This is a genomic window from Burkholderia cepacia ATCC 25416 (assembly GCF_001411495.1).
Classification (GTDB): Bacteria; Pseudomonadota; Gammaproteobacteria; order Burkholderiales; family Burkholderiaceae; genus Burkholderia; species Burkholderia cepacia.
Window position 1 is genome coordinate 3,692,566 of sequence record NZ_CP012981.1, and the last position, 20,879, is coordinate 3,713,444.

The 20,879-nt window shown below is 67.1% G+C and carries 16 protein-coding genes and 1 pseudogene; 9 read left to right on the plus strand and 8 right to left on the minus strand.

Annotated elements, in window-relative coordinates; genetic code table 11:
* Positions 1 to 20: 20 nt before the first annotated feature.
* A pseudogene (locus tag APZ15_RS17070) lies at positions 21 to 916 on the plus strand (DDE-type integrase/transposase/recombinase).
* Positions 917 to 926: 10 nt separating this feature from the next.
* Here APZ15_RS17070 and APZ15_RS17075 read toward each other — a convergent pair.
* From APZ15_RS17075 to APZ15_RS17090, 4 genes are all read right to left on the minus strand, one after another.
* Positions 927 to 1,403, minus strand: a complete 477-nt coding sequence (locus APZ15_RS17075; RefSeq protein ID WP_027786795.1) for a DNA-deoxyinosine glycosylase — start codon at positions 1,401 to 1,403, stop codon at positions 927 to 929.
* Positions 1,403 to 2,002, minus strand: coding sequence for a chorismate--pyruvate lyase family protein (locus APZ15_RS17080; RefSeq protein WP_027786794.1), 600 nt, complete (start codon positions 2,000 to 2,002; stop codon positions 1,403 to 1,405). The genes APZ15_RS17075 and APZ15_RS17080 overlap by 1 nt, the downstream gene beginning before the upstream one ends.
* 8 nt (positions 2,003 to 2,010) lie before the next feature.
* Positions 2,011 to 3,909, minus strand: a complete 1,899-nt coding sequence (gene htpG, locus APZ15_RS17085) for a molecular chaperone HtpG (protein WP_027786793.1) — start codon at positions 3,907 to 3,909, stop codon at positions 2,011 to 2,013.
* A 157-nt stretch (positions 3,910 to 4,066) separates the two neighbouring features.
* Complete coding sequence (locus APZ15_RS17090) at positions 4,067 to 5,527, minus strand: aminotransferase-like domain-containing protein (protein ID WP_027786792.1); 1,461 nt, start codon at positions 5,525 to 5,527, stop codon at positions 4,067 to 4,069.
* Between the two features lie 230 nt (positions 5,528 to 5,757).
* Between APZ15_RS17090 and APZ15_RS17095 the strand changes: the two genes are divergently transcribed.
* The 7 genes from APZ15_RS17095 to APZ15_RS17125 all read left to right on the plus strand — a co-directional run bounded on the left by APZ15_RS17095 (position 5,758) and on the right by APZ15_RS17125 (position 14,106).
* Entirely contained in the window at positions 5,758 to 6,450 is a 693-nt protein-coding gene (locus APZ15_RS17095) for a VOC family protein (protein WP_027786791.1), read from the plus strand.
* A 54-nt stretch (positions 6,451 to 6,504) separates the two neighbouring features.
* Positions 6,505 to 7,413, plus strand: a complete 909-nt coding sequence (locus APZ15_RS17100) for a DMT family transporter (RefSeq protein ID WP_027786790.1) — start codon at positions 6,505 to 6,507, stop codon at positions 7,411 to 7,413.
* Positions 7,414 to 7,565: 152 nt separating this feature from the next.
* Positions 7,566 to 8,747 carry an aminotransferase-like domain-containing protein gene (locus APZ15_RS17105; RefSeq protein ID WP_021158541.1) on the plus strand — a complete coding sequence of 394 codons (1,182 nt, stop codon included), beginning with the start codon at positions 7,566 to 7,568 and terminating at the stop codon, positions 8,745 to 8,747.
* Between the two features lie 42 nt (positions 8,748 to 8,789).
* Positions 8,790 to 9,248: a RidA family protein gene (locus tag APZ15_RS17110; RefSeq protein ID WP_006478174.1), complete on the plus strand. Its 459-nt coding sequence runs from the start codon at positions 8,790 to 8,792 to the stop codon at positions 9,246 to 9,248.
* A gap of 13 nt (positions 9,249 to 9,261) precedes the next feature.
* Positions 9,262 to 10,143, plus strand: a complete 882-nt coding sequence (locus APZ15_RS17115; protein WP_027786789.1) for a PhzF family phenazine biosynthesis protein — start codon at positions 9,262 to 9,264, stop codon at positions 10,141 to 10,143.
* A 218-nt stretch (positions 10,144 to 10,361) separates the two neighbouring features.
* Positions 10,362 to 12,701, plus strand: coding sequence for a bifunctional diguanylate cyclase/phosphodiesterase (locus APZ15_RS17120; protein ID WP_027786788.1), 2,340 nt, complete (start codon positions 10,362 to 10,364; stop codon positions 12,699 to 12,701).
* A 196-nt stretch (positions 12,702 to 12,897) separates the two neighbouring features.
* Positions 12,898 to 14,106 (plus strand): chromate transporter, encoded by a 1,209-nt coding sequence (locus APZ15_RS17125; RefSeq protein WP_027786787.1) that lies wholly within the window; start codon positions 12,898 to 12,900, stop codon positions 14,104 to 14,106.
* A 48-nt stretch (positions 14,107 to 14,154) separates the two neighbouring features.
* Here the strand turns inward: APZ15_RS17125 and APZ15_RS17130 are convergent, their stop codons facing one another.
* Positions 14,155 to 14,601, minus strand: a complete 447-nt coding sequence (locus tag APZ15_RS17130) for a multidrug/biocide efflux PACE transporter (RefSeq protein ID WP_027786786.1) — start codon at positions 14,599 to 14,601, stop codon at positions 14,155 to 14,157.
* 113 nt (positions 14,602 to 14,714) lie between these two features.
* On the opposite strand from APZ15_RS17130, the gene APZ15_RS17135 reads away from it, so the two are divergent.
* On the plus strand, positions 14,715 to 15,599 hold the full coding sequence (locus tag APZ15_RS17135) for a LysR family transcriptional regulator (RefSeq protein ID WP_027786785.1): 885 nt from the start codon (positions 14,715 to 14,717) through the stop codon (positions 15,597 to 15,599).
* A 49-nt stretch (positions 15,600 to 15,648) separates the two neighbouring features.
* On the opposite strand, the gene APZ15_RS17140 is transcribed toward APZ15_RS17135, so the two are convergent.
* The 3 genes from APZ15_RS17140 to parE all read right to left on the minus strand — a co-directional run bounded on the left by APZ15_RS17140 (position 15,649) and on the right by parE (position 20,731).
* On the minus strand, positions 15,649 to 16,107 hold the full coding sequence (locus tag APZ15_RS17140; protein ID WP_021158534.1) for a CopD family protein: 459 nt from the start codon (positions 16,105 to 16,107) through the stop codon (positions 15,649 to 15,651).
* 250 nt (positions 16,108 to 16,357) lie between these two features.
* Positions 16,358 to 18,679, minus strand: coding sequence for a DNA topoisomerase IV subunit A (gene parC, locus APZ15_RS17145; RefSeq protein ID WP_021158533.1), 2,322 nt, complete (start codon positions 18,677 to 18,679; stop codon positions 16,358 to 16,360).
* A gap of 69 nt (positions 18,680 to 18,748) precedes the next feature.
* A complete protein-coding gene (parE, locus tag APZ15_RS17150) occupies positions 18,749 to 20,731 on the minus strand; it encodes a DNA topoisomerase IV subunit B (RefSeq protein ID WP_027786784.1) in 1,983 nt (660 codons plus the stop codon).
* Between the last annotated feature and the right edge of the window lie 148 nt (positions 20,732 to 20,879).

The window sequence follows — 20,879 nt, forward strand, 5'->3', positions numbered from 1 at the left end:
CCTTTGCCCTTCGACTTGAGATGGCTCAGGAGATCATCGAATTCGGTTTGACTTTGCCGCAGGCGGCAGCCGACCAGGGAGTGATGTACGCAAATGGCTGGGACGCTATTTGGCGAGCGGTGCGGCTGCGCTGGCCGACGCATCTTCTCACCAGCCCGTTCGCCTCGCGCGATCGCACCGGCCACGGCTCTGCTAATCGTAGAGTTGCGCCTGCAGCGCTTGTTGCAGCGTCAGATCGCACGCGAGGTCGGCGTTTCTGCGTCGCCCACCGATGGGGTCTTGGCTCGTGCTGGATAGTCTTGTTTGAACTATCTGCAGCCGAGCGAGCCGATCCAGCGATACGAGCATGGGGCTCCGGTGTATTTTCTCCACATCGACACTGAGAAGCTCGGCAGCATCGCACGCCCCAGCCCTCGCGCACGGGCGATCGGCGCGATTCGGTAGTGAATGGTATCGGCTTGGAATATCTGTTTATGGCCGTAGATGACCACGCTCGTATTGCCTTCACGGCAATGCATCCGGATGAGAAACGGGCCAGCGCCGTGCAGTTCTCGCGTGACGCCGTGGCTTGGTATGCAGAACTCGGCGTGCGCGTCCGCAGGCTGTTGACCGACGCAGTCTCAGCGCTCCGTTCATGCGAATTCGCTCGGGCCTGCTAGGATCTGGGTATTCGGCACAAATTCATAGGGCGTATCGTCTGCAGACCAACGGTAAGGCTGAACGCTTCATCCAATCAACCTCGCGCGAGTGAGCATACGTCTGGACTTACCAAAGCTCCGCCCACCGCAGCGACGCCGTGGCAAGCCGGCAGCATCACAACAACTTGCATCGTGCCCACAGCACCATCGGTTGAATTGCGTCAATGGCCAGACTTCCCGCGTCGAAAAACAACCTCTTGACGACGCTTCACCTCTAGCTTGCAAAATTCAAGAACGAATTGCGCGCCAACGCGACAGCTTCTGCTCGAACGTCAGCACCGCATTCGCTGGACTTGACGACGGCAATACGAGCGTGTCATAACCCGCGTCTCCGATCACGTCGGCGAACCGCCCTGCCGTCTTGCCGTTGAAGCACACGCGCTTGAGCAACGGCGCATGTTCCCGCAACGAATCGAAGTCGTTCGGCTTCGCATTCCGGATCGCCGAGTCGAGACTGCCTTTCCGATGGCATGCATCGAGGACGTCCCAGATGCCGATGCCATGCGAAAGCACGCACACGAGCCGCGCATCGTACGGCAGGTCATGAAGCGTCGGCTCGCCGAGCACCGCCCCCAGCAACCGCCAGAACTGGTTGCGCGGATGCGCGTAATACTGCGCGGCGTCGAGCGACGCCTCGCCCGGAAAACTGCCGAGGATCATCGTGTGCGTATCCGGCCCGACGACCGGCGCAAACCCCTGCAGCATCACGCGACTCCACGCGGCCCGACGGACCGGGGCCCGTCGCCGTGCGCATCGAGATGACGCCACAGCGCCGGCAGCATGCATTCGGTGACCATCAACGGCTTGCCGTGACGCTGAAACACCGAGCGTCGCGCGGCAAACGCATGCGGCGCGCGCACGCCCGCGCCCAGCGCATGGCTCGCGAGCGCATACAGCGGATGGCCGGCGATCACGCGCCGGCTGACGAGCGCAGAACGTTCGACCTGCGGATCGCTGTACAGCAACTCGGCCAGCGGCCGCGTGCGCAGCCGCCGCATTGCCTGCCACACGCCCTTGCTGGCCGCGAGCGGCGCGATGCTGTGCGCGGCAACAAAAGGCGTGCCGTCGACCGACAGGATCACCTCGCGCACCCACATCGGCGCGCGCGGCGAACTGGCGAGCGCGTCCGGCTCGTCGAACCACGGGCAGTCGACGGCCTCGCGCGTCACCCGCACGTTCACGCGGCCGAGCCGCGCGAGGTGCGCGGTCAGCGATCCGCTGCGCGTCAGCCAGTCGCGCTGGTCGAGCGTGCAGCCAGGCCGCGGCGTCTCGCGCCAGCCGGCCTGCCCGCCGTCGAATCGCAAGCGCGCGTTCACGCGGTGCGCGACAGCAGCAGCGCGTTGGTCCGCTTCACGAAGCTCGCCGGATCGTCCAGCATGCCGCCTTCGGCCAGCAGCGCCTGATCGAACAACAGATGGGCCCAGTCGCCGAAATCGGCGCTGTCGGCCTTCAGTTGCTTGACGAGCGCGTGCTCCGGGTTGATCTCGAGGATCGGCTGCATCGCCGGCGCATTCTGGCCGGCCGCCTTCAGCATCCGCTGCAGGTAGCCGCTCATGTCGTTGTCGTCGGCGACGAGGCACGACGGCGAATCGGTCAGGCGGAACGTGACGCGCACTTCCTTCACCTTGTCGCCGAGCGCTTCCTTCATCTTCTCGACGACGGGCTTGATCGCCTCGCCCGCTTCTTCCTGCGCCTTCTTCTCTTCGTCGTTCAGCTCGCCGAGGTCGAGGTCGCCGCGCGCCACGCTCGCGAGCGGCTTGCCGTCGAATTCATGCAGGAACGACAGCATCCATTCGTCGACGCGGTCGGTCAGCAGCAGCACCTCGACGCCCTTCTTGCGGAACACTTCAAGGTGCGGGCTGTTCTTCGCGGCCTGCCACGTGTCGGCCGTCACGTAGTAGATCTTGCTCTGCTCGGGCTTCATGCGCGACACGTAGTCGGCGAGCGACACGTCCTGCGCGTCGGTGTCGCCGTGCGTCGACGCGAAGCGCAGCAGCTTCGCGATGCGCTCGCGGTTCGCGTGATCCTCGCCGAGGCCTTCCTTCAGCACCTGGCCGAACGCGCCCCAGAACGTCTTGTACTTCTCCTTGCCGGCATCCTCTTCCGCGTTCGCGAGTTCCTCGAGCATCGACAGCGCGCGCTTGGTCACGCCTTCGCGGATCGCCTTCACGTCGCGGCTTTCCTGCAGGATTTCACGCGACACGTTCAGCGGCAGGTCGGCCGAATCGACGACGCCCTTCACGAAGCGCAGGTATTGCGGCAGCAGCTGCTCGGCGTCGTCCATGATGAACACGCGCTTCACGTACAGCTTCAGGCCGCCGCGGTAGTCGCGGTTCCACAGGTCGAACGGCGCGTGCGCCGGCACGAACAGCAGCTGCGTGTATTCGCTGCGGCCCTCGACGCGGTTGTGCGTCCACGTGAGCGGATCCTGGTGGTCGTGCGCGATGTGCTGGTAGAACTGCGTGTACTGCTCGTCGGTGACGTCGCTCTTCGAACGCGTCCACAGCGCGCTCGCCTGGTTGACGGTCTCGTCCTCGTCCTTCAGGACCATCTCGCCCTTTTCCTGATCCCACTCTTCCTTCTGCATCAGGATCGGCAGCGCGATGTGATCGGAATACTTCTGGATGATCGACTTCAGGCGGTGCGACGACAGCAGATCATCCTCGCCTTCGCGCAGGTGCAGCGTGATCGTCGTGCCGCGCTGCGCGCGCTCGATCGCGTCGATCGTGAAGTCGCCCTCGCCCGCGCTTTCCCAGCGCACGGCTTCGTTCGCCGGCAGGCCCGCGCGGCGCGTCTCGACGGTGATCTTGTCCGCGACGATGAAGCCCGAGTAGAAACCGACGCCGAACTGGCCGATCAGCGCCGCGTCCTTCTGCTGGTCGCCGGACAGCTTCGTGAAGAATTCCTTGGTGCCCGAACGCGCGATCGTGCCGAGGTTCGCGATCGCCTCGTCGCGGCTCATGCCGATGCCGTTGTCCTCGATCGTGATCGTGCGGGCGGCCTTGTCGAAGCCGATGCGGATGCGCAGGTTCGGATCGTTCTCGTACAGCGCGTTGTCCGCGAGCGCTTCGAAACGCAGCTTGTCGGCCGCGTCGGACGCGTTCGACACCAGTTCGCGCAGGAAGATTTCCTTGTTGCTGTAGAGCGAATGGATCATCAGGTGGAGAAGTTGCTTGACCTCTGCCTGAAAGCTCATCGTTTCATGTGCCATGGATGCTGTTTCCTCTTACTTGAACTTGAATGGTGTGGCGCAGGCGCCCGGCGCGCGATGCCGGACGGCCCTGAAGGGCCACCGCCTGGCGCAAGCGGTTTGCGCGCGTATCTGGGGATCGCACGCCCGATTTCAAGGGCCGGCGTGCCGTGCCGGGTCACGACGCGCGGCGTACGGCCGAATCGATATAGCGCGACAGCAGCCCCGGCAGCGCCGGATCGCCGCAGTTCGCGACGTTGAAGCGCATCCACGTCGACGGCGATTGCTGCGGCGAGAACAGGCTGCCCGGCGTCAGCAGAAAGCCGGCCTCGTGCGCGACCGCCGCGAGCGCGTCGGAGTCGACGCCCGTGTCGGCCCACAGGAACATCCCGGCCGCCGGCATCGTGAAGAGGCCGAGCCCGGTGCGCTCGAGCATCCGCGCGGTCTTGTCGCGCACGCCGTCGAGCCGCGCGCGCAGCCGCTCGACGTGGCGCCGGTAATGCCCTTCGGTCAGGATCTTGTAGAGCACGCGCTCGTTGAGCTCGGGCGTCGTCATCCCGACCAGCATCTTCTGGTCGGTGACCGCCTTTGCGATCTCCGGCGCGCACGCGACATAGCCGACCCGCAGGTTCGCCGCGAGCGTCTTCGAATAGCTGCCGAGGTAGATCACGCGCTTCAGCTGGTCGAGGCTCGCGAGGCGCGTAGCCGGATAGCTCGGCGGGCACAGGTCGCCGTACACGTCGTCCTCGACGACGAGGAAGTCGTACGCCTCCGCGAGCTTCAGGATCCGGAACGCCTGCGCGGCCGACAGCGACGTGCCGGTCGGGTTCTGCAGCACCGAGTTGATCACGAGCATCTTCGGCCGCCACATCTGCACCAGGGTTTCGAGCGCGTCGAGATCGGGGCCGTCGGGCGTGTAAGGCATCCCGACGAGTTGCGCGCCCTGCGCCGCGAAACGCCCGAACATCTGGAACCAGGCCGGATCGCCGACGATCACCGCGTCGCCAGGCCGCATGTAGATCCGCGAAATCAGGTCAATCGCCTGCGTGATCCCCGAGACGAGCACGATCTGCTCGGGTTTCGCGCCGATCTCCACTTCGGCGAGGCGCGTCTGCAGTTGCTGGCGCAGCGGCAGGAAGCCCTGCGCGGTGCCGAAGCCGAGCATCTGCGCGCCGGACTGGCGCCCGAGCGCGCGCAGCGCGCCGGTAATCAGTTCGCCGTCGAGCCAGCGGCCCGGCAGATAGCCGAGACCCGGCCCCTTTTCCGGGCTGACGGTGTGCAGCATGTTGCGCAGCAGCCAGACGACGTCGATCGTGTTGTGCACCGGCGCGGCCTCGGCCACGCGCGCGACGCTGTCGGCCGGCTGCGGGCCGGCGGCCGTGCGCTCGCGCACGTAGAAACCCGAGCCGCGCCGCGAGTCGAGATAGCCCTGCGCGACGAGCCGCTCATAGGCCTCGACGACGGTGAAGCGGGATACGCTCTTGTCGAGCGCGAGCTTGCGGATCGACGGCATCCGCATGCCGGGCCGGAACACGCGTTCGTCGATACGCCGCCGCGCCCACTGGACCAGCTGGTCGACGAGCGTGAGCGTGGCCGTATCGTGCGGCGCGGGAATCTGGGCGAGTGGGACGGTGGACATGGGCGGCAGCTCCAACTGTACCGAAGGCTATCGCGCCGATTGTACCGTTACTGTGCCGGTAGCGACGATTACAGTTGACCGGACTGGCGACCGTGCGGCTGCCGTTCCGGCACCGCCGCACCCGGCACAGCGCCCACCGGCCCGCATCGCGGCCGGTACGCCGGCCGGTTCGGCCACCGCCCGGCGCCTCGCCTGCCCACCATGACACTTTCGCTTCCCAACCGACGTTCATGCCAGCCCGCTCCCTGACACTCGACCATCTCGTGATCGCCGCGCGCACGCTCAACGAAGGCGTACGCCATGTCGCCGACGCGCTCGGCATCGAACCGGCCGGCGGCGGCCGCCACCCGCTGATGCGGACCCACAATGCGCTGTTCGGCGCGTGGGGCGGGCTGTATCTCGAGGTGATCGCGATCGACCCCGACGCGCCGGCGCCGAACGACGGCGCCGAGCCGCCGCGCGCCCGGCTGTTCGCGCTCGACGAGCCGGCCATGCAAGCGCGGCTCGCGCAAGGCCCGTTTCTCGCGCACTGGGTCGCGCGCGTCGACCGTCCGCGCCAGCTCGCGCTGTGGCAGAGCCAGTACCCGGCACGCATCGCGCCGGTCGTCGCGATGCGGCGCGGCGACCTGAGCTGGGGCCTCACCGTGCCCGACGACGGCGCATTCCCCGCGTGGCAAGGCGCGGGCGACGGGCTCGTGCCGTCGCTGATCCAGTGGGACAGCCCGCGCCACCCGGCCGAGTCGCTGCCGGATAACGGCATCGCGCTGAAGGCGCTCAAGGGCATCCACCCGCGTGCCGACGCTGTCCGCGAGCAGCTCGACTGGCTCGGCGCCGCCCATCTGCTCGACCTCGAAGCCGCCGACGGCCCGCCCGCGCTCGTCGCCGAATTCGACACGCCGCAGGGCCCGCGCACGCTGCGCTGAGCTCCCGCCGCCCCGCCCCCACCCCAATACCGGCAACACGGAGACACTTACCCCATGAATTCGCGCGAAACCCGAGGCATGCTGCTCGGCCTCATCGGCGTCATGATCTTCAGCCTGACGCTGCCGATGACGCGGATCGTCGTCTTCGAACTCCATCCGCTGCTCAACGGGCTCGGCCGCGCGCTCGCCGCCGCCGTACCGGCCGGCCTGCTGCTGTGGTGGCGCCGCGAGCCGCTGCCGACCCGCGCGCAACTGAAAAGCCTCGCGATCACGTCGGCGGGCGTGATCATCGCGTATCCGGTGTTCTCCGCGTGGGCGATGAAATCGGTACCGGCGTCGCACGGCGCGGTGGTCAACGGCCTCCAGCCGCTGTTCGTCGCGCTGTACGCGGCATGGCTGTCGCACGAGCGGCCGTCGAAGGCGTTCTGGGCCAGCGCGGTGGCCGGCAGCGCGCTCGTGATCGCGTTCGCGCTGCGCGACGGCGGCGGCACCGTGCAGGCCGGCGACGCGCTGATGCTCGTCGCGGTCGGCATCGGCGCGCTCGGCTATGCGGAAGGCGCGCGCCTCGCGCGCCAGATCGGCGGCTGGCAGGTGATCTGCTGGGCGCTCGTCGTGTCCGCGCCGTTCCTCGTGCTGCCGGTCGGCTGGCTCGCATGGATGCAGCATGCCGCGCATCCGGGCCCGCTCGCCCTGCGCACGTGGCTCGCCTTCGGCTACGTGACCCTCTTTTCGCAATTCATCGGCTTTTTCGCGTGGTACGCGGGGCTCGCGATGGGCGGCATCGCGCGCGTGGGCCAGGTGCAACTGCTGCAGATTTTCTTCACGATCGCCTTTTCCGCGCTGCTGTTCGGCGAAACGGTCACGTCGTCCACGTGGCTGTTCGCGGCCGCGGTGATCGCCACCGTGGTGCTCGGGCGCCGCTCGGCGGTCGCCACGGCCGCGCAACCGGCTCGCGCCGGCTGAACAGGTGCGCCATAATGGACGTTTTGCCTGATCGGTTTTGCCCACCCGGCCGCGAAGGCTCGATCGCGCTCGCGCATGCCCACCCGGCAGCGTCGAAGCGATTTGCCCGAACGACCTTTCTTGACTGACCACGATATCCGAACGAGGAGACTATGAATCCGAGCGACCTGCATCCGCCGCACTGGCAGCTTTCCGAACGCGCCCGCAAGCTGACGAGCTCTGCGATCCGCGAAATCCTGAAGGTCACGGAACGCCCCGAGGTCATCTCGTTCGCCGGCGGCCTGCCCGCCCCCGCGACGTTCCCGGCCGAACGCATGCGCGCCGCCGCCGATCGCGTGCTGCGCGACGCGCCGGCCGCCGCGCTCCAGTACAGCGCAACCGAAGGCTACCTGCCGCTGCGCGAATGGATCGCCGAGCGCTATAGCGTGCGCGTGTCGCAGGTGCTGATCACGACCGGCTCGCAGCAGGCGCTCGACCTGCTCGGCAAGGCGCTCGTCGATCCGGGCAGCCCGATCCTCGTCGAAACCCCGACCTACCTCGGCGCACTGCAGTCGTTCTCGCTGTACGAGCCGCGCTACGTGCAGGTGCCGACCGACGAGCAGGGCCTGCTGCCGGAAGGCCTGACGCCGGAACTCACGCAAGGCGCGCGCCTGCTGTACGCGCAGCCGAACTTCCAGAACCCGACCGGCCGCCGCCTGCCCGTCGAGCGCCGCCGCGCGCTCGCCGCGTTCGCGCAGTCGAGCCCGTTCCCGGTGCTGGAAGACGATCCGTACGGCGCGCTGAACTACCGCGGCGAGCCGCTGCCGACGATGCTGTCGATGGCGCCCGATCATATCGTGCACCTCGGCACGTTCTCGAAGGTGCTCGCGCCGGGCCTGCGGATCGGCTACATCATTGCGCCCGAGGAACTCCACTTCAAGCTCGTGCAGGCCAAGCAGGCCACCGACCTGCATACGCCGACGCTCACGCAGCGCATCGCGCACGAAGTGATCAAGGACGGTTTCCTCGACGAGCACATCCCGACGATCCGCGAGCTGTACAGCGCGCAGTGCGACGCGATGCTCGGCTCGCTCGAGCGCCACATGCCGGAAGGCGTCACGTGGAACCGGCCGGAAGGCGGGATGTTCATCTGGGTGAACCTGCCCGCGCAGATCGACAGCATGAAGCTGCTCGCCGCGGCCGTCGACAACCACGTCGCCTTCGTGCCGGGCGCGCCGTTCTTCGCGGACAACGCGCAGCAGAACACGCTGCGCCTGTCGTTCGTGACGGTGCCGCCCGAGAAGATCGAGGAAGGCGTCGCTCGCCTCGGCAAGCTGCTGCGCGAGCGCCTCTGATCCCCTTTTTCCTGTCACGACTCTCTACGAGGAATCGAATCCATGGCTAACGTCTACGACAAGCTGAAGTCGCTCGGCATCGAGCTCCCGACCGCCGGCGCACCGGCCGCCGCCTACGTGATGAGCGCGCAAAGCGGCAATACGGTCTACCTGTCGGGCCACATCGCGAAGAAGGACGGCAAGGTCTGGGCCGGCAAGCTCGGCGCGGATCTTCAGACGGAAGACGGCAAGGCGGCCGCGCGCTCGATCGCGATCGACCTGCTCGCGACGCTGCACGCGCACACCGGCGACCTGAACAAGGTCACGCGCATCGTCAAGCTGATGAGCCTCGTCAACTCGACGCTCGACTTCACCGAACAGCACGTCGTGACGAACGGCGCGTCGGAACTGATCGCCGAAGTGTTCGGCGACGCGGGCAAGCACGCACGCTCGGCTTTCGGCGTCGCGCAGATCCCGCTCGGCGCGTGCGTCGAGATCGAGCTGATCGCCGAAGTTGCGTAACGGGCGCAACGCAGTGCCCGGCCGTCTCGTCCGCTTCAAGCAGGTCGACGTGTTCACGTCGGTGCCGTTCAAGGGCAACGCGCTCGCCGTGGTGTTCGACGCCGATTCGCTCGGCGACGACGCCATGCTCGAGATCGCCCGCTGGACGAACCTGTCGGAAACCACGTTCGTCTGCACGCCGACCGATCCGGAAGCCGACTACCGCGTCCGGATCTTCACGACGGCCGGTGAACTGCCGTTCGCCGGCCACCCGACGCTCGGCACCGCGCATGCGTTCCTGGAAAGCGGCGCGCGGCCGCGGACGCCGGGCCGGCTGATCCAGCAGTGCGGGGTCGGTCTGGTTGCGCTGCGCGAGCAGGCCGACGGCTGGGCGTTCGCCGCGCCGCCGGCCCGCGTCACGCCGCTCGACCGTTCGGACTACGCGGCGCTGGCTGCCGCGCTGCGCAGCGACGCGATCGACCTGGAAGCCGAGCCGTGCGCGGTCGACAACGGCGCGCCGTGGCTGGTCGTGCGGCTGAAGTCGGCCGACGCATGCATCGGCCTGTCGCCCGATCCGGCCGCGCTGGAGGCGCTCACGCACCGTTACGGCATGGACGGCCTCGCGGTCTACGCACCGCACGCCGAAGGCGGCCCCGCGACGTTCGAAATCCGCTGCCTGATGACGGGCGGCAACTTCGGCTTCGGCGAGGATCCCGTCACCGGCAGCGCAAACGCCGCACTGGCGGGGCTGCTGACGCGGCAGGAGCGCCCCCCCGGCCCGTCGTATACGGCCCGCCAGGGTACGGCGATCGGCCGCGACGGCCGCATCTTCGTCAGCTATGCCGAAGACGGCACCACCTGGATCGGCGGCCATGTCGTCACGGTCGTCGACGGCACCTTCCTGTCACCCGTGTGACATTTCGCGATGTGCGATGGCGCCGGCCCGCCCGGCGCCCCCTACGCTTCGCCCAACTATCGCAAAAACGTTCCAGCCAGTAATATCGGGCCTAATCCGTTGTTTCGGAGGTCTGTCCATGGTTGCGTGTCCCGCGAACGAACAGACGTCGGGACAACCCGAACCATAGCCAGCCATCCTGACGGATGGCGCACGCGAGCAGGACGCCACCCTCTTCGATGAGCTCCGCCCGGTCCAACCACACGCCGCCGACCCGGCCGCTTCGCGCGCCGCGCAAATCGCGCCGGCGTGCGCTATTTGCGATCCCGCTGCTCGGGATGCTGGCGCTTGCGCTGCTGTGGGCTGTGATCATCGCGCGTCTCTCGGTGGAAAAGGACAGCGCCTACAAGGAGGCGGCGGCTTCCGCGGCGATCCTGTCCTCCGCGCTCGAGCAGCATACGGTCAAGGCGATCCACCAGGTCGACCAGATCACCCGCTTCGTCAAGTTCGAATTCGAGAAGTCCCCCGCGCGCTTCAACCTCGCGAGCGCCGTCGAGAAAGGCGTCGTGCCGAGCGACACGCTGATCCAGGTGTCGCTCGTCAACGCGAAGGGCATCCTGTTCGCGAACACGGCCGAGCTGCATCCGCAGCCGATCAACCTGTCCGACCGCGAGCACTTCAAGGTCCACCTCGCGCACAACGACGACCGCCTCTTCATCAGCAAGCCCGTGCTCGGCCGCGTATCGAGCCACTGGACGCTGCAGATGACACGCCGCCTGAACAACCCGGACGGCAGCTTCGCGGGCATCGTCGTCGTGTCGGAAGACCCGAGCTACTTCACGAACGACTTCTACAACAACGCGGCGATCGGCAAGGAAGGCGTGATCGCGGTGGTGTCCGATACGGGCGGCGTGCTCGCGCGGCGCACGGGCTCGGTCAGCAACGCGCCGGGCGCGTTTTCGGCGTCGGGCGTCTACCCGATCGCCGAGCGCGTGACGGGCACGATCATCGACCCGATCGACGGCGTGACGCGCATCGTGTCGTACCGCCACCTCGACGGCTACCCGCTCGCGGTGATGGTCGGGCTGTCGCAGACCGAGGAATTCGCGGACTACTACCACACGCGCAACGTCTACCTGCTGATGACGAGCTTCATCACGCTCGCGATGCTCGCGTTCTTCGGCGTCGCGACGGGGCTGATCGGCAAGCTGCTCGGCCGCGAGCGGGAAATGACGCAGCTCGCCGAATACGACCTGCTCACCGGCCTCGCGAACCGCTATGCGACGCTGCGCGGGCTGCGCAACGACGTGTCGATGCCGACGAGCCTGTCGCGGCTCGGGCTGCTGTTCATCGACCTCGACAACTTCAAGACCGTCAACGACACGCTCGGCCACAACGCCGGCGACATCGTGCTGCAGATGACCGCGTCGCGCCTGGCCGATGCGGTCGGCGACGAAGGCTCGCTCGCGCGGATCGGCGGCGACGAGTTCGTCGTCGTGATGAAGGGCGACGACGTCGAGCGGCGCGCGGTGCGGCTCGCGGAAGCGATCATCCGGATGTTCAGCGAGCCGTTCGACGTGCGCGGCAGCTCGTTCGTCCTGCACGCGAGCATCGGCATCGCGCTGCACACGGTCGCGAACGAAAGCGAGATCGACCTGCTGAAGAAGGCCGATCTCGCGATGTACAGCGCGAAGGACGCCGGCAAGAACTGCTACCAGTTCTACGCGCCGCACCTGTCGCACCGCGCCGACCACCTGATGCGCTGGGAGCAGCAACTCCGCGTCGCGCTCGCCGAGGGGCAGCTGTTTCTCGCGTACCAGCCGAAGATCGACCTCACGCACCGCCACATCACCGGCTTCGAGGCGCTCGCGCGCTGGGATCACCCGGAGCACGGGATCATCTCCGCGAACGAATTCATTTCGATTGCCGAATCGACCGGCCTGATCGTGCCGATCGGCGACTTCGTGATCCGTACCGCGTGCGAGCAGATCGCACGCTGGCGCGACGAGGGCCACGATACGCTGACGCTCGCGGTCAACATCTCGCCGGTGCAGTTCTGGCGCGGCGATCTGATCGAGACGATCTCGAGCACGCTGCAGGAAACCGGCATCGACGCGAACCGGCTCGAAATCGAGATCACCGAAACCGCGATGATGGAATATCCGGAGCTCGTGTCCGAGAAGATCGTCGCACTGAAGAAACTCGGCATCCGGATCGCACTCGACGATTTCGGCACCGGCTATTCGTCGCTGTCGTACCTGCACCGCTTCTCAGTCGACACGCTGAAGGTCGACCGCTCGTTCGTGCAGGCGATCCCGAACGATCGCAGCGTGTGCGTGATGGTGTCGTCGATCGTGCATCTCGCGCGCTCGCTCGGGCTGACCGTCGTCGTCGAGGGCACGGAAACCGAGGAGCAGATCACGTGGCTGTCCGCGCTCGGCGAAATCGAGGCGCAGGGCTTCCTGTTCTCGCGACCGGTGCCGGCCGACGCGATTCCCGCGCTGATCGCACGCTTCGGCGTGCGCAGCGATTCACCGAACGTGATCGCGCACCGCGCGACGGGCAGCACGGGCGCGTAAGCGCACCGTAGCCGTGGCGGGCGTGGCGTGCACCGTCATTGTTTCGTTTTCCGATCCGATTGTCCGGTTCATGAACTAGCGTTTTCGCTCATGGTCGTGTCACGATGCGCGGCGGACAATCGGGAGGGGCAACGTGTCGGCGGGCCGCCGGCATGGCCATACGCGAGAGATCGGGCCCCGAGCCCATACCACCAAGATGACAACCGTCGAAATCGAAGCGACCGCTGATGTCGAACAGGCACAGGCTTCCCTGTGGGACCTGTTCAAGGTCGTCGCCAGCATTTCGGCGGTCTCGTGGGGCGGGCTTTCGATGATGGCGCAGCTCGAACGCCACTACGTGGAGCGGCTGCAGCGCATCGAGCCTCACGTATTCGGCGATCTCGTCGCGCTGGCCTGGCTCGTGCCGGGCCCCGTAGGCTGCAACGTGGCGGTACAGGTCGGCCAGATACTGCATGGCCGCGTCGGCGCATGGGTTGCCGGCATCGCGAGCGTGCTGCCCTTCTCCATCCTGATGACGCTGTTCGCGATCTTCTATCGCACGCCATTCGTGCGCTCGCTGGCGGCGCCGATGCTGATCAATCACTTCGGGATGGTGCTCGCCGCACTGATCGGCGTGACGTGGGTCAAGCAGTTGCGCTCGCTCGCGCGCACACGGGGCGAACAGCTGATCGCCGCGCTGTCGACGATTCTGCTTGCTTTCGCGCATAATCCGGCCGCTTTCGTCGGGATTCTTTTCGCCGCATTCGCGGCGGGCTGGCTGACCGGGCCGCCGCAGCGCGACGCGGTCGATTTCACGCTGTCGGCCCGCGACCGCAACCTGCTCGTGCTGCTCGGCGTGCTGGTCACGCTGTTCGCGGTGCCGCTGCCCGGCGATTACCAGGCGACGCTGCTGTGGCCGCGCCTCGCCGGCGCCGGCATGACGCTGTTCGGCGGCGGCTTTTCCGCGCTGCCCGTGCTCAAGACGCTGTTCGTCACGCCGGCAACCGGCATCTCCGATCACGACTTCACGCTTGCGTTCGCGCTGTCGCCCGTCGCGCCCGGGCCGCTGCTGAACGTCGTGCCGTTTCTCGGCTACCTGACCGACGGCTGGGTCGGCGCGCTGCTCGCGACGGCCGCGCTGTTCATTCCGTCGGGCTGCCTCGTCGTGTTTGCGCAGAACCATCTGTCCCGGCTCAAGCGCCATTCGCGTTTCGAGCACGGGATGCGCCTGCTGCGCGCGGCGACCACGGGTTTTCTCGTCGTCGCGGTCGTGAGGATCCTGCACCGCGAACCGGCCGACCCCGTTTACTGGCTGACAGGCGCCTTCGCGACGCTTTGCTTCGCGCGCTTCAAGGTGCCCGTCTATGCCGTGTACGGCACGGTCGCGGTTGCGTGCGGCGTGTGGCTGTGGGCCGCCGCGCGCTGACGGGCGGCCGCCACCGCCCCGTCGGCCTTGACCGGCATTCGCCCGTCCTCACCCTGCCTGCACCGCGACCCGGCGTGCCATCCAGCGGGCGCGCAGCGCGTCGTACGCAAGGTTGAAGGCGAACGTGTAAGGCAGGAAGAACAGCACGATACCGAGGTCGAGCAGCAGCGCCTCGACGAGGCTCACGTTCAGCCACCACGCGGCGACCGGCACCACCAGCACGACGAGGCCGAGCTCGAACAAGGCCGCATGCGCGATCCGCACGCCGAGCGTGCGCGACCACCCCGCGCGTCGCTCGACGCGGTCGAACAGCGTATTGAACGCCATGTTCCACGCCATCGCGATCAGCGACACCATCACCGTCAGCACACCGACGTGCGACACCGGTATGTCGAGCAGCCACGCGCCGAGCGGCGCGCACAGCGCGATCGCGACCAGTTCGAACGTCAGTGCATGCAGCAACCGTTCCGTCACCGTTTTGTTGACCTGTTTCATGATTCCCTCCGATTCGTCTGCTTCGTTGATGGCCGCCATTTTGATCGGCACAACCGTATGAATCCAGTTTGATATCATCGGTTTTTCCGATATAACGCCATCAGGAGCGCCGCATGCGCCACGCCCCCGAAGCCCTGCTCGCATTCGCCGAAGCCGCGCTGCTCGGTTCGTTCACGGCCGCCGCGCGCAAGCTCGGCAAGCGCCAGTCGACCGTGTCGGAGGCGATCGCGAACCTCGAGATCGATCTCGGCGTGCAGTTGTTCGACCGCTCGACGCGCGCGCCGACGCTGACCGACGCCGGGCGGGCGCTGCTGCCGCAGGTGCAGCGCGCACTCGAGGCCGGCGCGGCAATCGACCGCACGGCCGCGCGGCTCGCGCGCGGCGAGGAAGCGCGGCTGACGCTCGTCGTGTCCGATACGTACCAGTCGAAGCGCTACGAGGAAACGTTGATGGCACTCGAGCGGCGCTTTCCGGCGCTCGAGTTCGAATGCCAGATCGCCGAGCACGACGACGTGCTCGACCTGATCCAGCAGGGACGCGCGCAGCTCGGGCTGATGGCCGCGCGCGCGGCCTACCCGGCCGACATCGGCGCGGCGACGATCGCGGAGGAATCGGAGATCGGGTTGTTCGTCGGCCGCATGCACGCGCTCGCCGAATACGGCGACGCCGACGTGCCGCACGCCGCGCTGCGCGACGTGCGCGAACTGCGCCTCAATACCTATGTGAAACCGGAAGGTCGCGGCACCGGCGACCGGATCGTCGTCGGCACGCACCACTGGCTGGCGCCGAGCTACCTGATGCTGCTGGAGATGGCCGTGCAGGGGTTCGGCTGGGCCGAACTGCCGCGCTGGATGGTCGACCACTTTGCGCGCGATCGCCTGTGCGAACTGCGTGCGCGCGGCTGGCCGCGCCGCGTGCGGGTCGATGCGGTCTGGTCGCGCAACCGGCCGCTCGGCCCGGTCGGCTCATGGCTGCTCGATGCGATGCTGGCCGCGTAGCGACGCAGGCCGATGCGCCGGCGGCTGCGCGCCGGCCGGCACCGACAGGTCAGAAACCGCGCGACAACACCGCCGCGCCGATCGTCACGACGCCGAGCACGAGGTTCACGAGGACGAGCAGGCGCACCGTATTCACCGCGCGCGCGCCGTCGGGCCACTTCTGCGCCTGCACCGCACGACGGATGCGCGGGAACAGCGCGAACCGGATATGCCCGAAGATCAGCATCATCACGACGCCGAGCCCGGCCATCGCATGCAGCGACCACGTTGCGTGCGCGCCGCCGAATTCCACGAGCAGGAAGCCGCCGGACAGCAGGATCACGATCACGGCGCCCGACACCCAGTTGAAGAAGCGGCCGAACACGCCTTCGATCAGCGGCAACCGAAGCTGCGGCGACAGGTCGGACAGCGCCGGACGCAGGCAGAAGTTGGCGAAGACCATCCCGCCCACCCACACGGCGACGGCCAGCAGATGAAGAAACAGCGCGACGGAGACAGCATGGGACATGACGGCAATCCTGTGAGGAGTGGGGTACGGCGAACGGCCGCGTCGCACGCGGCATCGAGCGACGTTCGACCGGATTGTCGCCGCCCGGTTCAGACCCCAGGCGCGATTTCACACTATTTTGCAAGTTCCGCGTGACAGCGCCACGCTTGCTTACCCGAATCCCCGCTCAAAAAGAACAGGCCGCACGCCCGCCGAAGCGGAGGTGCGGCCTTCGATCACGGCCGAACCGGCCGATCGATCGTGCGTCGCGTCAGCCGAGCAGCGGACGCAGCTCGTTGACGACCTTGAGCTTCGTCTCCGGTGCGCGGCCCTTGCGCGCGCGCTTGCCGACGTGCGGCGCCAGCCCCGCGTACGACAGCGTCTCGTCCTGCGCCTTGCCGCCGCGGCCGGTACCGATCAGCACGACGCCGGCCGGATCGATCGCGAGCGCCTGAACGAGCGTTTCCTTGTCGTCGAGCGCCATCAGGATCACGCCGCGACCGCCGCCGGACAGCGTCTTCATCTCGTCCATCCCGAACACCAGCAGGCGGCCGCCGCTCGACAGGCACGCGACCTGCGTCGCGTTCGGCAGCACCGGCATCGGCGCGAGCGGCACCGCGCCCGCATCGATGGTCATGAACGACTTGCCGGCCTTCACGCGGCTCACCATGTCGCCGACCTTCGCGAGGAAGCCGAAACCGTTGCTCGACGCGAGCAGCAGTTGCTGGTCGGCCGGCGCCGCGTAGTAGTGCATCAGGTGCGAGCCCGATTCGAGCTCGATCAGCGACGTGACCGGCACGCCGTCACCGCGCCCGCCCGGCAGCACCGACACGTCGACCGAGTACACGCGGCCGCTGCTGCCCCACGCGATCAGGCGGTCCGGCGTGCGGCACTGGAACGCCGCGTACAGATGGTCGCCGGCCTTGAACGTGAAGCCGGCCGGGTCGAGCCCGTGGCCCTTCAGCGCACGCACCCAGCCCTTCTGCGACACGACCACCGTCACCGGTTCGTCGACCACCTTCGCCTCGAACGTCGCGCGCTTTTCCTGCTGGATCAGCGTGCGGCGATCGTCGCCGTACTGCTTCGCGTCGGCCTCGATCTCCTTGATCATCAGCCGCTTCATCGCGTTTTCGTTCGCGAGCAGCTCCTCGAGCTTCGCCTTCTCGTCGCGCAACGCTTCGAGTTCCTTCTCGATCTTGATCTTCTCGAGCCGCGCGAGCTGGCGCAGCCGGATTTCGAGAATGTCTTCCGCCTGCCGTTCACTGAGGCCGAACGCGCTCATCAGCGCGGCCTTCGGCTCGTCCGACTCGCGGATGATGCGGATCACCTCGTCGATGTTCAGGAAGACGATCATCCGCCCTTCGAGGATGTGGATGCGGTCGTCGACCTTCGCGAGACGATGGCGGCAACGGCGCGTCATCGTCAGCTGGCGGAACTTCACCCATTCGTCGAGGATCGTCAGCAGGCCCTTCTGGCCCGGCCGGCCATCGGCGCCGATCATCACGAGGTTCAGCGTCGCGTTCGACTCGAGGCTCGTGTATGCGAGCAGCGTGTTCACGAATTCCGTCTGGTCGATCGTGCGCGACTTCGGCTCGAACACGAGCCGCACCGCCGCTTCCTTGCCCGACTCGTCGCGCACCGCGTCGAGCAGGTCGAGCATCGCCTTCTTCGTGTTGAGCTGCTCGGGCGTGAGCGTCTTCTTGCCGAGCTTGAGCTTCGGGTTCGTCAGCTCCTCGATTTCCTCGAGCACCTTCTGGCCCGACGTGTTCGGCGGCAGCTCGGTGACGACCAGTTGCCACTGGCCGCGCGCGAGATCCTCGATCTTCCAGCGTGCGCGCACCTTCAGGCTGCCACGGCCGGTTTCATAGGCCGCCGCGATTTCCGTGTCGCTCGAGATGATCTGGCCGCCGCCCGGGAAATCCGGGCCGGGGATCAGGTTCATCAGCTCCGCATGCGAGAGCTTCGGATTGCGGATCAACGCGACCGCCGCCGCCGCGACCTCGCGCAGGTTGTGCGACGGGATTTCGGTGGCGAGACCGACCGCGATACCCGACGCGCCGTTCAGCAGCACGAACGGCATGCGGCTCGGCAGCGTCTTCGGCTCCTCGAACGAGCCGTCGTAGTTCGGCATGAAGTCGACCGTGCCCTGGTCGATCTCGTCGAGCAGCAGCTTCGAGATCGGCGTGAGCCGCGCTTCGGTGTATCGCATCGCCGCCGCGCCGTCGCCGTCGCGCGAGCCGAAGTTGCCCTGCCCGTCGATCAGCGGATAGCGCAGCGAGAAATCCTGCGCGAGACGCACGAGCGCGTCGTACGCCGACTGGTCGCCGTGCGGGTGGTATTTACCGAGCACGTCGCCCACGACGCGCGCCGACTTCACCGGCTTCGCGTCCGGGCCGAGGCCCATTTCGTTCATCGCGAACAGGATCCGGCGCTGCACCGGCTTCTGGCCGTCGCACACGTCGGGCAGCGCGCGGCTCTTCACGACGCTGACCGCGTAGCTGAGATACGCCTGCTCCGCGTAGTTGCCGAGCGTCAGCGCATCGCTCTCTGGCGCGCCGGAGTCGGCAAAGAGATCGGAGGTGTTGTCGTCCATCTGAATTCCGTATTCGTAAGTGGCGTGAGGCCGGGCCGGGCGTCATGCCCGGCCGCGCGGATTCCCGGCTTAAATGTCCGCTTCGACGTCGTTGCCCTTTTCCTCGAGCCAGCCGCGTCGCGCGGCTGCCTCGCCCTTGCCCATCAGCATCGTCATGCGCGCGACGGTCGCCTCGTAGTCGAGTTCGCCGAGCTTCACCGGCATCAGGCGGCGCGTGTCGGGGTTCATCGTGGTATCCCACAGCTGCTCGGCGCTCATTTCGCCGAGCCCCTTGAAGCGGCTGATGCTCCATTGCGTCTCGCGCACGCCGTCCTTGCGCAGCTTGTCGAGAATCGCTTCCAGTTCGCCCTCGTCGAGCGCATAGAGCTTCTGCGCCGCCTTCTTGCCGCGTGCCGGCGCATCGACGCGGAACAGCGGAGGCCGCGCGACGCACACGTGGCCGCGCTCGATCAGTTGCGGGAAATGCTTGAAGAACAGCGTGAGCAGCAGCACCTGGATGTGCGAGCCGTCGACGTCCGCGTCCGACAGGATGCAGATCTTGCCGTAGCGCAGGTTCGACAGGTCGACGCTTTCATCGGGGCTGTGCGGATCGACGCCGATCGCCACCGAGATGTCGTGCACCTCGTTGTTCGCGAACAGGCGGTCGCGCTCGGTTTCCCAGGTATTCAGCACCTTGCCGCGCAGCGGCAGGATCGCCTGGTATTCCTTGTCGCGGCCCATCTTCGCGGAACCGCCCGCCGAGTCGCCCTCGACGAGGAACAGCTCGTTGCGCGTGATGTCCTCGGTTTCGCAGTCGGTCAGCTTGCCGGGCAGCACCGCGACGCCCGAGCTCTTGCGCTTCTCGACCTTCTGGCCCGCGCGCGTGCGCGCCTGGGCCTGCTTGATCACGAGTTCGGCGAGCTTCTTGCCGTGCTCGACGTGCTGGTTCAGCCACAGCTCCAGCGCCGGACGCGAGAACGACGACACGAGCTTCACCGCGTCGCGGCTGTTCAGGCGCTCCTTGATCTGCCCCTGGAACTGCGGATCGAGCACCTTCGCCGACAGCACGAACGACACGCGCGCGAATACGTCTTCCGCGAGCAGCTTCACGCCCTTCGGCTGCAGGTTGTGCAGTTCGACGAAGCTTTTCACCGCCTGGTAGAGACCGTCGCGCAGGCCGGATTCATGCGTGCCGCCGGCCGGCGTCGGGATCAGGTTCACGTACGACTCGCGCACGAGCGAACCTTCCTCGCTCCAGGCGACGACCCACGACGCGCCCTCGCCTTCGGCGAAGGTGTCGTCGCCCGAACGCGAATCGGCGAAACGCTCGCCTTCGAACAACGGGATCAGCAACTCGCTGCCGTTCATTTCGTCGAGCAGGTAGCCGCGCAGGCCGTCTTCATATTTCCACGTCTGGCGCTCGCCGCTCTTTTCGTTGACGAGCACGACCTCGACGCCCGGCAGCAGCACGGCCTTCGAGCGCAGCAGGCGCTGCAGCTCGCCGAGCGGCAGGTTCGGCGAGTCGAAGTACTTCGGATTCGGCCACACCTGCACGCGCGTGCCGGATTTCTTTTCGCCGCGGCCCGCGCCCTGCGTCGCGAGCGGTTTCACCACATCGCCTTCGGCGAAGCCGAGTTCCGCGATCTTGCCGTCGCGCCAGACGGTGACGTCGAGGCGCGTCGCGAGCGCGTTCGTCACCGACACGCCGACGCCGTGCAGGCCGCCCGAGAACGTATAGGCGCCGCCCGCGGCCTTGTCGAACTTGCCGCCCGCGTGCAGGCGCGTGAATACGATCTCGACGACCGGCACACCCTCTTCCGGGTGCATGCCGAACGGGATGCCGCGGCCGTCGTCTTCGACCGAGACCGACTGGTCGGCGTGCAGCGTGACCGTGATCTGCTTGCCGTAGCCGCCGAGCGCTTCGTCGGACGCGTTGTCGATGACTTCCTGGATGATGTGCAGCGGATTCTCGGTACGGGTGTACATGCCGGGCCGCTGCTTGACCGGCTCGAGACCCTTGAGCACCTTGATCGATGCTTCGCTATAGGCCGCGCTGGGTTTCTTCGTTGACATAGGCGCTGAATTTCGTCATTCATCGGGACGTTGTCCACACCTCGTGTGGATAACGTCGTGGACAAAACGTTGAGTTCCGTAAAAAAGCGAATCGAAACAACGGTGTGCTTGGACTGCTCCGAAAGCGGGCGCGCGGCGTTGGCTGCGC

Excerpts from the sequence above, each read along its gene's own strand:
- APZ15_RS17130 (WP_027786786.1), bottom strand. The coding sequence starts at position 14,601 with ATGAAACAGGTCAACAAAACGGTGACGGAACGGTTGCTGCATGCACTG.
- APZ15_RS17105 (WP_021158541.1), top strand. The coding sequence starts at position 7,566 with ATGAATCCGAGCGACCTGCATCCGCCGCACTGGCAGCTTTCCGAACGC.
- parE (WP_027786784.1), bottom strand. The coding sequence starts at position 20,731 with ATGTCAACGAAGAAACCCAGCGCGGCCTATAGCGAAGCATCGATCAAG.
- APZ15_RS17120 (WP_027786788.1), top strand. The coding sequence starts at position 10,362 with ATGAGCTCCGCCCGGTCCAACCACACGCCGCCGACCCGGCCGCTTCGC.
- APZ15_RS17100 (WP_027786790.1), top strand. The coding sequence starts at position 6,505 with ATGAATTCGCGCGAAACCCGAGGCATGCTGCTCGGCCTCATCGGCGTC.
- APZ15_RS17075 (WP_027786795.1), bottom strand. The coding sequence starts at position 1,403 with ATGCTGCAGGGGTTTGCGCCGGTCGTCGGGCCGGATACGCACACGATG.
- htpG (WP_027786793.1), bottom strand. The coding sequence starts at position 3,909 with ATGGCACATGAAACGATGAGCTTTCAGGCAGAGGTCAAGCAACTTCTC.
- APZ15_RS17125 (WP_027786787.1), top strand. The coding sequence starts at position 12,898 with ATGACAACCGTCGAAATCGAAGCGACCGCTGATGTCGAACAGGCACAG.
- APZ15_RS17090 (WP_027786792.1), bottom strand. The coding sequence starts at position 5,527 with ATGTCCACCGTCCCACTCGCCCAGATTCCCGCGCCGCACGATACGGCC.
- APZ15_RS17140 (WP_021158534.1), bottom strand. The coding sequence starts at position 16,107 with ATGTCCCATGCTGTCTCCGTCGCGCTGTTTCTTCATCTGCTGGCCGTC.
- parC (WP_021158533.1), bottom strand. The coding sequence starts at position 18,679 with ATGGACGACAACACCTCCGATCTCTTTGCCGACTCCGGCGCGCCAGAG.
- APZ15_RS17110 (WP_006478174.1), top strand. The coding sequence starts at position 8,790 with ATGGCTAACGTCTACGACAAGCTGAAGTCGCTCGGCATCGAGCTCCCG.
- APZ15_RS17095 (WP_027786791.1), top strand. The coding sequence starts at position 5,758 with ATGCCAGCCCGCTCCCTGACACTCGACCATCTCGTGATCGCCGCGCGC.
- APZ15_RS17135 (WP_027786785.1), top strand. The coding sequence starts at position 14,715 with ATGCGCCACGCCCCCGAAGCCCTGCTCGCATTCGCCGAAGCCGCGCTG.